Here is a 14,301-nt window from a genome sequence, read left to right on the forward strand (position 1 = left end):
CTAGGCCTTCTTCTCCATCAAAGCGACGAACTCATCGAACAGGGGGGCCGCGTCGTGCGGGCCGGCGGCGGCCTCGGGGTGGTACTGCACCGAGAACGCGGGGACGTCGAACGCGCGGACACCTTCGACGGTGTCGTCGTTCGGGCAGTAGTGCGAGATCTGCGCGGCGCCGAACGGCGTCTCGAACCGCTGACCAGGTTCGCCTTCGAGGGCGAAACCGTGGTTCTGCGCGGTGATCGCGACGCGTTTGGTGGCCACGTCGATCACCGGGATGTTGATGCCGCGGTGGCCGTAGCGCATCTTGTAGGTGCCCAGCCCCAGCGCGCGGCCGAGGATCTGGTTGCCGAAGCAGATGCCGAACAGCGGGATCTCCCGCTGCAGCACCGATTTCGTCAGCTCCGTGGCGTGCGCGGTGGTCGCCGGGTCGCCGGGACCGTTGGACAGGAACACCCCGTCCGGCTCGACGGCGAGCAGTTCGTCCACAGTGGACGACGACGGCAGCACGTGCACCTCGATGCCGCGGGCGGCCATGAGGCGCGGGGTGTTGGACTTGATACCCAGATCCAGCGCGGCCACGCGGAACTTCCGCTCGCCCTGCGCCTCGACGACGTACGCCTGCTTCGTGGTGACCTCGCCGGCGAGGTCGGCGCCCTTCATCTGCGGGCTCGCCTGCACCTGCGCGAGCATCTCCTCGTCGGTGCCCAGCGCGTCGCCCGAGAAGACGCCGGAGCGCATGGCGCCCTGCTCGCGCAGGTGCCGGGTCAGCGTGCGGGTGTCCACCTCGGAAATGCCGACGACGCCCTGGCGCTCCAGTTCCTCGTCCAGCGTGCGCTTGGATCGCCAGTTGGACGGGGTGCGCGCGGGGTCGCGGACGACGTAGCCCGAGACCCAGATGCGGGAGGACTCGTCGTCCTCGTCGTTCCAGCCGGTGTTGCCGATCTGCGGCGCGGTCTGGACCACGATCTGCCGGTGGTAGGAGGGGTCGGTCAGCGTCTCCTGGTAGCCGGTCATCCCGGTGCAGAACACCGCCTCACCCAGGCTGCGGCCGCGGGCGCCGTACGCGGAGCCGCGGAACACGCGGCCGTCTTCGAGTACCAGCGCGGCGGGGGTCCTGGTGTTGTTCGCGGTGCTCATCAGGCACCTCCCTTGATGTCGTTGCGGGTGTCTTGCAAAGCTTCGATCCACTGTGGATAGTCGTCGACCTCGTCGCCGCGGAATCCGGTGTCCAGCTCGACGTCCCCGGCCAGCCAGGTGATGACCAGCAGCGCGTCGATGCCCATCACCTTCCCGGCCATCCCCTTGTCCTTGCGGACACCGGTGACGGCCGCGCGCGGGATCCAGAAGTCCGGGGCGCCGCCGCGCTCGATGGCGATGCCGTCTTCGTGCAGGCGCCACACCGCGCCGGTGCGCAGGCCGGCACCGCGGGTGACGACCCGGTCCTGCCAGTGCCCGGCGGTCGTCGTGCTGACGTAGAGGCCGGTCGATTCGAGCAACGCCTCGCCTGGTTCCGCGGGGATCTCCGGGAACGGCGGCACCTGGACGCTCTGCGCCCGGGACTTGCGCCGCCAGCCGCGCCACATCAGGAAGACGCAGAAGAGGAAGAAGGCGAAGACCGCCAGGGTCAGCAGGATCCGGTCACTCATTGCGCGATCTTCCCTTCCCGTGCGGTGATCCGCCCGCGCAGCAACGTCGCCGTCACCACGCCGGGGAGCCGCATTCCTTCGTACGGGGTGTTCGCCGCGATGCTCGCGAACTCGGCGCCCCGCACGGTCCATTCGGTTTCCGGGTCCACCAGCGTCAGGTTGGCGGGCTCGCCGACCTCGATCGGACGGCCGTGGTCGGTCAGGTTGCCGATCTCGGCGGGCCGCTCGCTCATCACCCGCGCGACGCCCCGCCAGTCCAGCAGGCCGGTGCGGACCATGGTCTCGACCACGATCGACAGCGCGGTCTGCAGGCCGAGCATGCCCGGCCGGGCCGAGCTCCACTCGCAGTCCTTGTCCTGGACCGCGTGCGGGGCGTGGTCCGTGGCGACGCAGTCGATGACGCCTTCGGCGAGCGCGGCGCGCAGCTTCTCGGCGTCGGACTCCGTGCGCAGCGGCGGGTTGACCTTGTTGACCGGGTCGTAGGTCGCGAGCCGCTCGTCGGTCAGCAGCAGGTGGTGCGGGGTGACCTCGGCCGAGACCTTGGTGCCGCGGTCCTTGGCCCATTTGAGGATGTCCGCGGTACCCGAGGTCGAAACATGGCAGACGTGCAGCCGCGCGTTCGCGTGCTCGGCGAGCAGGCAGTCACGGGCGACGATCGACTCCTCCGCCGAAGCGGGCCAGCCGGTGTAACCCAGGCGCGCGGCCTGCTCGCCCTCGTGCGCCTGCGCGCCGACGGTCAGCCGCGGTTCCTCGGCGTGCTGGGCGATGACCACGCCGAGCGCCGTCGAGTACTCCAGCGCGCGGCGCATGAGCAGCGGGTCCGCGACGCAGAGGCCGTCGTCGGAGAACACCTTCACCTGGGCTTCGGACTTCGCCATGGTGCCCAGTTCGGCGAGCTTCTCGCCCTTGAGCCCCACGGTCACCGCGCCGACCGGGTGCACGTCGACCAGCCCGGCCTCCTGGCCGCGCCGCCACACGTGGTCGACGATCACCGCGTTGTCGGCCACCGGGTCGGTGTTGGCCATGGCGAACACCGCGGTGTAGCCGCCGAGCGCGGCCGCGGCCGAACCGGTGGCGATGGTCTCGGTGTCCTCGCGGCCCGGTTCGCGCAGGTGGGTGTGGAGGTCGACGAAACCGGGGAGCAGCACCTGGCCGCCCGCGTCGATCACTTCGGCGTCTTCGGGGACATCCAGCGAACCGATATCGGTGATGACCCCGTCCTCGACGAGCACGTCGACCGGATCGCCCTCGCCGTAGGGTCGGGCGCCCTTGATCAGGACGGTGGTCACGCGGCGGCTCCTTCGCTGGCGAGCAGGTGGTAGAGGACCGCCATGCGCACGTGGACGCCGTTGCGGACCTGTTCGGTGATGGCCGAGGCCGGGGAATCGGCGACCGCCGAGGCGATCTCCATCCCGCGCAGCATCGGGCCGGGGTGCAGGACGACGGCGTGCTCGGGCAGGAGCTTCATCCGCCGTTCGTTGAGGCCGTAGGCGATCGAGTACTCGCGGGCGCTCGGGAAAAAGCTCTGCCCTGGCCCCCCGGCTGTCATCCGCTCGGCCTGGACTCGCAGCATCATGACCGCGTCGAGGGCGGGCAGTTCGGCGTCGAGTTCGTGCGACACGGTGACCGGCAGGCTTTCCACCCCCGCCGGCAGCAGCGTCGGCGGGGCGACGAGCACCACCTCCGCGCCCAGCGAGGACAGCAGATGGATGTTCGACCGCGCGACCCGGCTGTGCAGGACGTCGCCGACGATCCCGATGCGGCGGCCCTCGAACGAGCCGAGGCGCTCCCGCAGCGTCGCCGCGTCGAGCAGCGCCTGCGTCGGGTGTTCGTGGGTGCCGTCCCCGGCGTTGACGACCGCCGTCCCCGCTTCCGCGAGCCAGCCCGAAAGCCGCTGTGCCGCACCGGAGGCGGGGTGTCGGATGATCACGCAGTCGGCGCCGGCCGCGGCCAGCGTCAGCGCGGTGTCCCGCAGCGATTCGCCCTTGTTGACCGAGGAACTGGACGCGGAGACGTTGATCACGTCGGCGCTCATCCACTTCCCCGCGATCTCGAACGAGACGCGGGTGCGGGTCGAATTCTCGTAGAACAGCGTGATGACGGTGCGGCCGCGCAACGTCGGCAGTTTGCGGACCTCGCGGCCCAGCAAGGTGTGCTTGAGCTCTTCCGCGGTGTCCAGCACGGCTGTCGCGAGCGCCGGGTCGAGCCCGTCGGTGGCGAGCAGGTGCTTCACTATCGATCTCCTTCTGGTTGCGCGCGAAGCAGAACAGTGTCCCGTCCGTCCACTTCGGACAGCAGGACCTCGATCCCCTCGGCGCGCGAAGTGGGCACGTTCTTGCCCACGTAGTCGGCGCGGATCGGCAGTTCGCGGTGGCCGCGGTCGACCAGCACGGCCAGCTGGACCGCGCGCGGGCGGCCGTGGTCGCGCAGGGCGTCGAGGGCGGCGCGGATGGTGCGGCCGGAGAACAGCACGTCGTCGACCAGGATCACCACCGCGTCGTCGATCCCGGTCGGCGGCAGCTGCGAATGTTCGAGCGCGCGAGGCGGGCGGCGGCGGAGATCATCACGGTAGAGCGTGATGTCCAGCGCGCCGGTGGGCGGACGGATGCCGGAGAACTCGGCGATCTTGTCCGCGAGCCGCAGGGCGAGCGGGGTCCCCCGGGTGGGGATGCCCAGCAACACGGGCGGAGTCGAGCCACCGGCACCGAGAGCGGTCTTCTCGATGACCTGGTGGGCCATTCGGGCGATCGTGCGCGCGACATCGCCGGACGAGAGCAGCTCGCGCTCTCCCGCCGGTTCCGCCGCGCCACGCGGGCGTGACGACAAGGCGGACCTCCTTCCCCGCCTCTCTGGACGGGTCCTTAAAGGACGTCGACTTCCTGCTTGGCGAGGAAATCGAACCGACACTAGCAGGAGCGGGCGCTCATTCTTACGAGTGGCGCGCCCCAGGTGACGAAGGCCTCTCGAAAGCACCCGCTTGACCTGGTGACAACTATGCGTAACCATTACTCTGAGTATTCGACTCTAGGAGTCCCCTGGATCGGTCACCCCGACCGGTTGGGGGTGAGGAAACGGAGAACCACCAGATGGGCGATTACGCCAAGGCGCTCGGGGCCAAGCTCCGCGGGATCCGCCAGCAGCAGGGCCTGTCCCTGCACGGGGTCGAGCAGAAGTCCGGAGGCCGCTGGAAGGCCGTCGTCGTCGGTTCGTACGAGCGCGGGGACCGCGCCGTCACCGTGCAGAAGCTCGCCGAGCTCGCCGATTTCTACGGCGTCCCGGTGGTCGAGCTGCTGCCGGAGGGCCGGGTGCCGTCGGGTGCCGAGCCCGCCACGAAGATCGTCATCAACCTGGAGCGCCTGCAGCAGCTCCCGGCGGAGAAGGTCGGGCCGCTCGCCCGCTACGCGGCCACCATCCAGAGCCAGCGCGGCGACTACAACGGCAAGGTGCTCTCGATCCGCACCGAGGACCTCCGGTCGCTGGCGATCATCTACGACATGACCCCCGGTGAGCTCACCGAGCAGCTGATCGACTGGGGTGTGCTGCCGCCCGAGGCTCGACCGTCCAAAGAGGACTAGAGATGGCGACGTTTTCGGTCCGGGGGGACCGGAAACGCCAACCGGCACCACCGAGCACGAGAACGGGCCGTGCCCTCGGCAGAGGACACGGCCCGTTGTAGTACGGCTTCTTACAGGACCGCGCGGAGCCTGTCGGCGATCGTGCCGATCCGGCCGAGCACGCCGTTCACGAACCGCGGCGAGTCGTCGGTCGACAGCTCCTTCGCCAGCCCGACGGCCTCGTCGATGGCGACCGGGTCCGGCACGTCCTCGGCCCACAGCAGTTCGTAGACGCCGACGCGGAGCACCGCCAGGTCCACCGGCGGCATCCGGTCCAGCGTCCAGCCCTGAGCGTGCTCGGAGAGCAGCTCGTCGATCTGGGTCTTGCGGCCGGTGACGCCCTCGACCAGCGAGATCGTGTAGTCCGCGATCGGGTCGACCTCGACCGAACCGACGCGGTCCGCCAGCAGCGTCACCGCGTCGGCACCGCGCTGGGCGGCTTCGTACATCATCTCGACCGCGCGCTTGCGGGCCTGACGACGGCTGATCGGCCCGCCGCGGTTCGGCGACTTGGCGGACTTGTCTGAACCGGCCATCAGCTGGAGACGCGGCCCAGGTAGCGGCCGTCACGGGTGTCGACCTTGATCTTCTCGCCGGTGGTGAGGAACAGCGGCACCTGGATCTCGGCGCCGGTCTCCAGGGTGGCGGGCTTGGTGCCACCGGTGGAGCGGTCGCCCTGCAGGCCCGGGTCGGTGTGCTGGACGACGAGCTCGACCGAGGTCGGCAGCTCGATGTACAGCGGGACACCCTCGTGCACCGCGACCTGGACCTCGGTGTTCTCGAGGAGGTAGTTCGCGTTGTCGCCGACGGTCTCGTTCAGCACGGTGATCTGGTCGTAGGTCTCCGCGTCCATGAACACGAAGTCCTGACCCTCCTTGTACAGGTAGGTCATGTTGCGGCGGTCGACGGTGGCCGTATCGACCTTCGTGCCCGCGTTGAAGGTCTTGTCGACGACCTTGCCGGTCAGCACGTGCTTGAGCGTCGTGCGGACGAACGCGCCGCCCTTGCCCGGCTTGACGTGCTGGAACGCGGTGACGGTCCAGAGCTGGCCGTCGAGGTTGAGGACGAGCCCGTTCTTCAGGTCGTTGGTGGTGGCCACGAGTGTGCAGTCTCCTGTGTCGATCTTCCGGGCCGCCGTCAGACGACCACGAGTTCCTTGGTGCTCAGCGTGAGGAGTTCGGGCGTACCTTCCCGCACGACCAGCGTGTCCTCGATGCGCACGCCTCCGCGTCCGGGCAGATACACACCAGGCTCGACGGTGACGGCCATACCGGCGGACAGTGTACCGACGCCGGTCGCGGCCAGGCTGGGCGCCTCGTGCACCTGCAGCCCGACGCCGTGGCCGAGACCGTGGCCGAACTCCCCGCCGCGCCCCGCGCCGACGATCACGCCACGGGCCGCCTTGTCCACTTCGGACACCTCGGCGCCGGGGAGGACGGCGTCACAGCCCGCCGCCTGCGCGCGCTGGACCAGCTCGTAGATCTCCTCCTGCCAGGCCGCCGGCTTGCCGAGGACGAACGTCCGGGTCATGTCCGAGTGGTAGCCGTCGACCGTGGCACCGAAGTCGATCTTGACGAAGTCGCCGGTCGCGAGCACGGCCGGGGTGGGCCGGTGGTGCGGGATCGCGGAGTTCGCGCCCGCCGCGACGATCGTGTCGAACGAAGGCCCGGTCGAGCCGTGGCCGAGCATGCGGTTCTCGAGGTCACGGGCGACGTCCAGCTCGGTGCGGCCCGGCCGGAGCCCGCCGGCGGACACCAGGTCCTCCAGCGCCCGGTCGGCCGCCGCGCACGCCTGGCGCAGCGCCTCGATCTCCTGCTCGTCCTTGACCAGCCGCAGCCGCTCGACGAGCCCGGGCGTCCGGACCAGCTCGACGCGGTCGAAGCGGACCTTGAGGTCTTCGTGCTGCTCGACGCTGACGTGCTGGCTCTCGAACCCGGTCTTGCCGAGCTTCTTCTCGGCCGCCAGGTCGGCGAGCTTCGCCGCGCTCGCGCGGTCGAGCACTCGTTCGAGGTCGGGCACCTCCGTGGCCGACTGGACCGTGTAGCGGCCGTCGGTGCAGAAGATCGTCTTGTCGTCGCCGTCCCCGTGGACGAGGAGAGCGGCGTTGGACCCGGTGAAGCCGGTCAGGTACCTGATGTTGAGCAGGTCCGTGACCAGCAGCGCGTCCACCCCGGAGTCGGCCAGCAGGGAACGCAGCGCCGCGCGGCGGCGAGAGAAGTATTCACGCACGTCATGGAGTTTAGGGGGTGGGCCGCTCCCAGTACGCGTTTCGCCTGCTGCCTGCGTTCACTGTGGCGTGCGGTCGTCGCGTGAAGGCCCCCTTCACGCGGCTGAGCCGAGGGAAGGGGGCCTTCACGCGCATCCATCGTGGCTACTGGTGCACCTGGGGCGAATGTGGCGGTCCCCGATTCCGTGGACGGCCGCCCACCACCGGTGGTGAGCCCACCGGTCGCTACTGGCGAGTTAAACTCACCCAATGGCACCGTGGCTGACTCGTGGACTCGTGATGGCGCTGCTGCACGGCGCGGCCGTCACCGTGCTGGCCAAGTACGAGGTCTTCAACCCCACCGACAAGACCCTCGTCACCGCCCTCACCCTCGCCGTCCTGGTCGGCGCGGCCGCGGGCTGGGGCGCCGTGGACGCCTGGCAGGGCAAACCCGAACGCGGCAAGAACTGGTTCATCGCGGCGCTGATCGCCGGTCCGGTGTCGGGCGTGCTGTACGTGATCGGCCGCGCGGTGTTCGTCGACCAGACCGGCGCGTCGGAACTCGGCGGCGCGCTCACCGGCGGCGCCGCCTTCTCGGCCCTGCTGGTGCTCATCCCGGCCGGGCTCGGCCTGTTCGTCGGCGGCCGCATCACCAAGGCCGATCAGCCCGCGAGCGAGAAACCCGCCGGGAAGCCGTCCCAGGCCTGATCGGCGATCGTCTCGACGGCCGAGTCGTTCAGCACCGCCGTCCTGCCGTCCGGCAGCGCGAAGAGCTTGCCGTCGAGCACCACGCCGAACCCTCGGCCCGGCGCGTGCACCATCCTCGCCCCGGCGCTCAACCGCGCCGTCCGCGGGAGGTTGTCGACAGGCGTGAGCCGCTGGTTCAGCACCTCGCCCGCGAGCGCCGCCGCCACCGAGCGCCGGTCGACCCGCACCAGGGTGCCGCCGGCCACCAGGTCGATGGTCCGCTGGGGCGACGGCATCGCGACGCCTTCGAACGCGGTCCGGATCCGGGCCTCGTTCTCGCACGCCCCCGAACCACGGACGTCAAGGCCGAAGTGCTTGAGGTCGGTCGGCGCCGCCGCGCCGCCGATGACCGTGGCGCGGACGACGTCGAACGGGACCCGGTCGCAGACGTCGGCCGAGGACAGCGGCGCGTGCCCGTCGGGCCGCCGGACCAGCCCCGGTCCTTCCTTCCACGCGCCGGGAATGAGCGCCGGCCGGTACGGCTGCGCCGTGAAGTCCCTGGTCCAGAACGTGAGGGTGGTGCCCTTTTCGGTCTCGTGCGCGATCACGAAGGCGTCGAGCGAACCGACCCACATCAGGTCGGTGCTGAACGCGTCGACCAGCGAACGGGGGCGCGGCGAGGTCGTGCCGGGTTTGGCGACGAAGCCCTGCTCCCCCAGCGTTTCCACGTTCCGGGTGAACGCCGCGTCCTTGGCCCGGAGCAGGAACTGCCCGGCGCCGTTCCATCCGGCGCCCTTCGCGGTGGTGTCGGTGAAGAGCACGTAGAACCAGCCGTCGAGGTACACCGCCGAGGGCTGGCCCGCACCGTAGACGTTGTCGCGGTGCACGTCGTGCGACGGCCCGATGATCGGCTTCCCACCGGCCGCGCGCGTCCAGGTGAGCCCGTCGGAGCTGGTCGCGAGGCCGATCGAGTTGCCGAGCGCGTGGTCGCCCGCCGCGCCGGTGTAGTACATGTAGTAGGTCGAGCCGACCTTGATCACCGACGGATCGCAGGTGTGCATGCCGTCGAAACCGCCGGGCGCGCCCGAGAACACCGCCGCCGGGCCACCACCGGACGGGCCGGTGAACGGACCGTCGAGCGAGGGCGACTGCGCGTAGAGGACGTCGTCACCGGGCGGCTGGGCGCTGCCGTACTGGCTGCACCACCACATCTTGAGTTTGCCGCCGTCCCGCATCACGGTCGGGCTGTAGTTGTAGACCGCGTCCTGATCGCCCGCGGCCACCACGCCGCCGCTGGCCCGGGGATCGCTCGTCACGAGCTCGACGTCCATCGGGCGCGGCTTCTCCTTGGGCGCCTGCTGGGCCCCGCCGATCCCGCCGCCCTTGCCGTCGGCCTGGGACTGCACCGTGCCGTCGCTGCACGCCGCGAGGACCGCGCCGGCCGCGAGAAGGGCCACGACGGCACGGGCGGGTCGCCGACCCCCACGAAAAAGGCGCATGATGGCCGAGTGTAGCGAGGCTTAATCCGGTCGAGTGACCTCAGTACCCGGGAGAGCGACCAGTTCCACTTCGAAGCCATCGGTGTTTTCGAGGTAGGCGGCGTAGTGATGGTCACCGCCCGCATACGGATACTTGTCCGCGAACATCGGCGACCAGCCGTGTTCGAGCGCCTTCGCGGCCAGTTCGTCCACCCGATCGCGTGACTCGACGTGCAAGGCGAGATGGTTCAGGCCCGGCGCGGTGCGCTCGTGCTTTTCCCCGCTGAGCCCGGGAGAACGCTCGACGACGAGATAGGTCGCGCCGTGTTTCCAGCTGACCCCGGCGGGCCAGCGCTGGAACTCCCGCCAGCCGAGCTCGCCGAGCAGCCAGCCCCAGCTCTCCTCCGCGCGCCCGAGATCGGGCACCCACAGCTCGATGTGGTGCGCGCGGCCATGGTCCGAAGGCAGCGCGACGAAGACCCGGTGCGGCCCGCTGCCGTAGTGGTCACCACCACCGACGTCGAGAAAACCCAAGCGCCGCACCAGGTTCTGACTGGACACATTGGACTCGCCGACCAGCGCCCACACCGACGACAGGCCGAGGCCGACGAGTCCGTGCTCCAGCAGTGCCTTCGCGGCCTCGGTCGCCAGGCCCTGCCCGCCGTGCGCGCGCGAAAGGTAATAGCCGATCTCCGGCACGTCGCCGGGCAGCTCCTGAGAGGGCCGCAGATGCGCGAGGCCGATCACCTCGCCGTCGCGTTCGATCGCCCAGTGCCCCATGCCCGCCGGGCCGTCGTAGGACAACCTGCGGCCGACCATTTCGCGGACGCGGTCCGGCTCGGTGAGCGGCACCGCGAAATGCGCGCTCATCGCCGGGTCGGCGAAGAGCTTGACGATCGCGTCGCCGTCCGCCTCCGTCAGCGCGCGTAACCGCAGCCTCGCGGTCTCGAGCGTGGGCGGGTTGTTCATTTCGCGTTCGCGGCCATCCAGCGCAGGGCCAGCGGGTAGCCGTCGACCCCGAGCCCGGCGATCACGGCGGTGGCGACATCCGACAGCACGCTGTGATGCCGGAACTGCTCACGCTTGTGCACGTTGGAGATGTGCAGCTCGATCAGCGGGGCCTTGAGCTGGGCGGCGGCGTCGCGGACCGCGATCGAGTAGTGCGTCCAGGCGGCGGCGTTGAGCACCACCGGCCACCCCGCGTCGGCGGCCTCGTGCAGCCAGCCGACCATCTCGCCCTCGTGGTCGGTCTGCCGGACCTCGACGTCGATCCCCAGCTCCTTGCCGGTCTCGACGCAGGTGGAAGCCAGATCCGCGTGCGTCGCCGAACCGTAGATATCGGGCTCGCGCAGGCCGAGCCTGCCGAGGTTGGGGCCGTTGAGGACGAGCACCTTCACAGCAGCACGCTCCCGCCGGGCTTGGGGGCTTCACCGGCCACCACCGAGTACGCGGCGGCGAGCAGCGACGGGTCCGGGCCTTCCAGCCTGCCGGGTTTCGCCAGTCCGTCGAGGACGACGAAACGCAGCACACCCGAACGGGTCTTCTTGTCGCCCTTCATCGTCTCCAGCAGCTGCGGGAGCGCGTCCGGGTCGTAGGTGGTCGGCAGGCCCAGCAGTTTGAGCACCTTCGCGTGCCGCTCGGCGGTGGTGTCGTCGAGACGGCCCGCCAGCCGCGCGAGTTCGGCGGCGAACACCAGGCCGACGCTGACCGCAGCGCCGTGGCGCCACCGGTACCGCTCGCGGCGCTCGATGGCGTGGGCGAGCGTGTGGCCGTAGTTGAGGATCTCGCGCAGATCCGACTCGCGCAGATCCGCGGCGACGACGTCGGCCTTGACCTGGATCGAGCGGCGGACCAGCTCGCCGAGGACCTCGCCGGTGGTGTCCAGCGCAGCGGCGGGATCCTGCTCGACGAGCTCGACGATGCGGGGGTCGGCGATGAACCCGGCCTTGACCACCTCGGCCATTCCGGCGACGAGTTCGTTGGGAGGCAACGTCTCCAGCGTCGCGAGGTCGACGAGGACCGCGCTCGGCTCGTGGAAGACGCCGACCAGGTTCTTGCCGGCCTCGGTGTTGATGCCGGTCTTGCCGCCGAGGGAGGCGTCGACCATGCCCAGCAGCGTGGTGGGCACGTTGACCAGGCGGACGCCGCGCATCCAGGTCGCGGCGACGAACCCGGCGAGGTCGGTCACGGCGCCGCCGCCGAGCCCGACGACCACGCCCTGGCGGTCGAGGCCGATGCGGCCGAGGACCTCCCAGCAGAAGCTGGCGACGGTGAGCGCCTTGCCGTCCTCGGCGTCGGGGATCTCGACCCGGTGCGCGTCGATCCCGGCTTCGGCCAGTTCGTCGCGGATGGCCTCGGCGGTGGTCGTCAGCGTCGGCGGGTGGATCAGCGCGACCTTGGAGGCGTCGGCGAGCTGCTCGGTGAGCTCGCCCAGCAGGCCGCGGCCGATGACGACGTCGTAGGGCTTGGCGGTGTTGACGGTGATGCGGACCGGCTCGGTCATCGTTCCCCTCACTTCGGCGGAAGCCGCTTGGCCCTCGCGACCTCGCAGGTGATCTTGCCCTTGACCGGGGTGTCCCCCGGGATCTCTTCGGTCACCGTCTGGCCGGGCGTCATCCGGTTCTTCGCGAACAGCGCCTCACCGGAGGGCTTGCCGTCGGCGTCCTTGATCGCGATGGTGACGGCGTACCGCGCGTCTTCCGCGGTGCTGTTGGTGACCTCGATGGTGATCTTCGGGGTGTAGCTGTTGCTGTCGCATTCGGTGACCTTGACGTCGGCCGCGACGTCCGCTTCCGGAGCGGCCGACGCGGGCGCCCCGGTGGTGGCCGCTCCGGTCTGGACGACGTCGGCTCCCGCGGGCTGCTTCTCCTCGCCGCACGCGGTCAGGGTCAGGGCCACGACGGCGAGCAGTACGCCGGCGGTGGTGCGTTTCATGCTCGGTCCTTGCTGATCTCGTGCAGCCCGATGAGGGCGGCCTCGACGACCTCGTCGGCGGTCAGGCGGTCGGTCTCGATCTCGAACGTGGCGACCTCGCGGTACACCGGCAGGCGCGCGTCGAGGAGCGCCTTGTACGTGGCGCGGGGGTTCACCCCGGCCAGCAGCGGGCGCGCGGTCGAGAGCCCGGCGCGCTGGACGCCCGCGGCCATCCCGACGTTCAGGAAGATCACGGTGTGCCCGGCCAGCCGTTCCCGGGTGCCCGGCGTGATCGGCGCTCCCCCGCCCAGCGAGAGGACGCCTTCGTGCTCGGCCAGCGCCTTCGCGACCATCTCCTCCTCCAGCGCGCGGAAGGCGGGCTCGCCCTCCTCGGCGAAGATGTCGGTGATGGGCTTGCCCGCGCTCGCGACGATGTCGTCGTCGCTGTCGCGGAACGCGAGACCGAGCCGGGCGGCGAGCGCCGGGCCGACCGTGCTCTTGCCCGAGCCCGGCGGCCCGATGATCACCGCGCGAGGAGTCACCAGCGCTCCTCGAGCGCCTTCAGGTAGGCCTCGGCGTTGCGCTTGCCCTCGGCCAGCGAGTCACCGCCGAACTTCTCCAGCGCGGCGTCCGCGAGCACCAGCGCGACCACCGACTCCAGCACGACCCCGGCCCGGGGCACCGCGCAGACGTCGGAACGCTGGTGGATGGCGACCGCGGGTTCGCCGGTGGTGACATCCACAGTGGACAGTGCCTTGGGGACGGTCGAGATCGGCTTCATGGCGACGCGCACGCGCAGCGGCTCGCCGTTGGTGATGCCGCCTTCGAGTCCGCCCGCGCGGTTGGACCGGCGGGTCACCCCGACCGGGCCGGTGCCGCGGTCGATCTCGTCGTGGGCCTGGCTACCCCAGCGCTTGGCCGTGGTGAAGCCGTCACCGACCTCCACGCCCTTCATCGCCTGGACGCCCATGAGCGCGCCGGCGAGACGGGCGTCGAGCCTGCGGTCCCAGTGGACGTGCGAGCCGAGGCCCGGCGGCAGGCCGTAGGCGATCACCTCGATCACGCCGCCGACGGTGTCACCCGCCTTCCGCACGGCGTCGACCTCGGCGACCATCGCGTCGGTCCCCTCCTGGCCGAAGGCGCGGACCGGGCTCTCGTCGATGGCGGGCAGGTCCGCGGGCACCGGCAACGGGCCCTCGGGCGCCGACGCGCCACCGATGGAGACGACGTGGCTGAGGATCTCCACCCCGAGCAGCTGCTTGAGGTACGCGCGGGCCACCGTGCCGAGCGCCGTGCGGGACGCCGTCTCGCGGGCGCTCGCGCGCTCCAGCACCGGACGGGCCTCCGGGAAGCCGTACTTCTGCATCCCGGGCAGATCCGCGTGGCCGGGCCGGGGACGCGTCAGCGGCTCGTTGCGCGCGAGGCCTTCCAGCTCCTCGGCGGGCACGGGATCGGCCGACATGACCTTCTCCCACTTGGGCCACTCGGCGTTCTCGATCTGGACCGCGACGGGGCCACCCTGGGTGAGCCCGTGCCGGACGCCGCCGGTGAACTCGATGTGGTCGGTCTCGAAGCCCATCCGGGGGCTACGGCCGAAGCCGAGCCTCCGGCGCGCGAGCTGCTCGCCCACTTCGGCGGTGGTGACCTCGACCCCGGCGGGCATCCCTTCCAGGATGGCGGCGAGGGCGGGTCCGTGCGATTCCCCTGCGGTTATCCAGCGCAACACCTGACAGATCCTGTCACAACCTCCTCCGAAGTCC

17 protein-coding genes are annotated in these 14,301 nt (G+C 70.6%); 2 read left to right on the plus strand and 15 right to left on the minus strand.

All coding sequences use genetic code 11. The features are described from left to right. The 5 genes from carA to pyrR are packed head-to-tail and all read right to left on the minus strand — an operon-like array spanning position 1 to position 4,469. Positions 1-1,134, minus strand: coding sequence for a glutamine-hydrolyzing carbamoyl-phosphate synthase small subunit (gene carA / locus H4W30_RS26150; protein WP_192745262.1), 1,134 nt, complete (start codon positions 1,132-1,134; stop codon positions 1-3). Continuing rightward, the gene (locus H4W30_RS26155) at positions 1,134-1,643 is read right to left on the minus strand and encodes a PH-like domain-containing protein (RefSeq protein ID WP_192745263.1); all 510 of its coding nucleotides are present in this window, start codon (positions 1,641-1,643) and stop codon (positions 1,134-1,136) included. The genes carA and H4W30_RS26155 overlap by 1 nt, the downstream gene beginning before the upstream one ends. Continuing rightward, positions 1,640-2,932 (minus strand): dihydroorotase, encoded by a 1,293-nt coding sequence (locus H4W30_RS26160; RefSeq protein ID WP_192745264.1) that lies wholly within the window; start codon positions 2,930-2,932, stop codon positions 1,640-1,642. The genes H4W30_RS26155 and H4W30_RS26160 overlap by 4 nt, the downstream gene beginning before the upstream one ends. Then, positions 2,929-3,876 carry an aspartate carbamoyltransferase catalytic subunit gene (locus tag H4W30_RS26165; RefSeq protein WP_192745265.1) on the minus strand — a complete coding sequence of 316 codons (948 nt, stop codon included), beginning with the start codon at positions 3,874-3,876 and terminating at the stop codon, positions 2,929-2,931. Before H4W30_RS26165 ends, H4W30_RS26160 begins: the two co-directional genes overlap by 4 nt. Further along, entirely contained in the window at positions 3,876-4,469 is a 594-nt protein-coding gene (gene pyrR / locus H4W30_RS26170) for a bifunctional pyr operon transcriptional regulator/uracil phosphoribosyltransferase PyrR (protein ID WP_192745266.1), read from the minus strand. The genes H4W30_RS26165 and pyrR overlap by 1 nt, the downstream gene beginning before the upstream one ends. A gap of 260 nt (positions 4,470-4,729) precedes the next feature. Between pyrR and bldD the strand changes: the two genes are divergently transcribed. Then, complete coding sequence (gene bldD / locus H4W30_RS26175) at positions 4,730-5,218, plus strand: transcriptional regulator BldD (protein WP_003096372.1); 489 nt, start codon at positions 4,730-4,732, stop codon at positions 5,216-5,218. 110 nt (positions 5,219-5,328) lie between these two features. Here the strand turns inward: bldD and nusB are convergent, their stop codons facing one another. From nusB to H4W30_RS26190, 3 genes are read right to left on the minus strand one after another with little or no spacing between them, the layout of a single operon-like run. Continuing rightward, on the minus strand, positions 5,329-5,793 hold the full coding sequence (nusB, locus tag H4W30_RS26180; protein ID WP_192745267.1) for a transcription antitermination factor NusB: 465 nt from the start codon (positions 5,791-5,793) through the stop codon (positions 5,329-5,331). Then, positions 5,793-6,356, minus strand: coding sequence for an elongation factor P (gene efp / locus H4W30_RS26185; protein ID WP_034311660.1), 564 nt, complete (start codon positions 6,354-6,356; stop codon positions 5,793-5,795). The genes nusB and efp overlap by 1 nt, the downstream gene beginning before the upstream one ends. Positions 6,357-6,394: 38 nt before the next feature. Then, positions 6,395-7,486, minus strand: coding sequence for a M24 family metallopeptidase (locus H4W30_RS26190; RefSeq protein WP_192745268.1), 1,092 nt, complete (start codon positions 7,484-7,486; stop codon positions 6,395-6,397). A 247-nt stretch (positions 7,487-7,733) separates the two neighbouring features. On the opposite strand from H4W30_RS26190, the gene H4W30_RS26195 reads away from it, so the two are divergent. Continuing rightward, entirely contained in the window at positions 7,734-8,171 is a 438-nt protein-coding gene (locus tag H4W30_RS26195) for a B-4DMT family transporter (RefSeq protein ID WP_192745269.1), read from the plus strand. On the opposite strand, the gene H4W30_RS26200 is transcribed toward H4W30_RS26195, so the two are convergent. Genes H4W30_RS26200 through aroC form a run of 7 tightly spaced genes read right to left on the minus strand, consistent with a single transcriptional unit; the run spans position 8,126 to position 14,267 of the window. Continuing rightward, the gene (locus H4W30_RS26200) at positions 8,126-9,649 is read right to left on the minus strand and encodes a glycoside hydrolase family protein (protein WP_192745270.1); all 1,524 of its coding nucleotides are present in this window, start codon (positions 9,647-9,649) and stop codon (positions 8,126-8,128) included. The genes H4W30_RS26195 and H4W30_RS26200 overlap by 46 nt on opposite strands. Positions 9,650-9,670: 21 nt before the next feature. Next, positions 9,671-10,597, minus strand: a complete 927-nt coding sequence (locus H4W30_RS26205; RefSeq protein WP_192745271.1) for a GNAT family N-acetyltransferase — start codon at positions 10,595-10,597, stop codon at positions 9,671-9,673. After that, positions 10,594-11,025 (minus strand): type II 3-dehydroquinate dehydratase, encoded by a 432-nt coding sequence (aroQ, locus tag H4W30_RS26210; RefSeq protein WP_192745272.1) that lies wholly within the window; start codon positions 11,023-11,025, stop codon positions 10,594-10,596. The genes H4W30_RS26205 and aroQ overlap by 4 nt, the downstream gene beginning before the upstream one ends. After that, positions 11,022-12,131 carry a 3-dehydroquinate synthase gene (aroB, locus tag H4W30_RS26215; RefSeq protein WP_192745273.1) on the minus strand — a complete coding sequence of 370 codons (1,110 nt, stop codon included), beginning with the start codon at positions 12,129-12,131 and terminating at the stop codon, positions 11,022-11,024. The genes aroQ and aroB overlap by 4 nt, the downstream gene beginning before the upstream one ends. Before the next feature lie 8 nt (positions 12,132-12,139). After that, complete coding sequence (locus tag H4W30_RS26220; protein ID WP_192745274.1) at positions 12,140-12,562, minus strand: hypothetical protein; 423 nt, start codon at positions 12,560-12,562, stop codon at positions 12,140-12,142. After that, positions 12,559-13,083, minus strand: coding sequence for a shikimate kinase (locus H4W30_RS26225; RefSeq protein ID WP_192745275.1), 525 nt, complete (start codon positions 13,081-13,083; stop codon positions 12,559-12,561). Before H4W30_RS26225 ends, H4W30_RS26220 begins: the two co-directional genes overlap by 4 nt. Then, positions 13,080-14,267, minus strand: a complete 1,188-nt coding sequence (gene aroC / locus H4W30_RS26230) for a chorismate synthase (RefSeq protein ID WP_192745276.1) — start codon at positions 14,265-14,267, stop codon at positions 13,080-13,082. The genes H4W30_RS26225 and aroC overlap by 4 nt, the downstream gene beginning before the upstream one ends. Positions 14,268-14,301: the final 34 nt, after the last annotated feature.

This window comes from Amycolatopsis roodepoortensis, from assembly GCF_014873915.1.
In the GTDB taxonomy this organism is placed as follows: domain Bacteria; phylum Actinomycetota; class Actinomycetes; order Mycobacteriales; family Pseudonocardiaceae; genus Amycolatopsis; species Amycolatopsis roodepoortensis.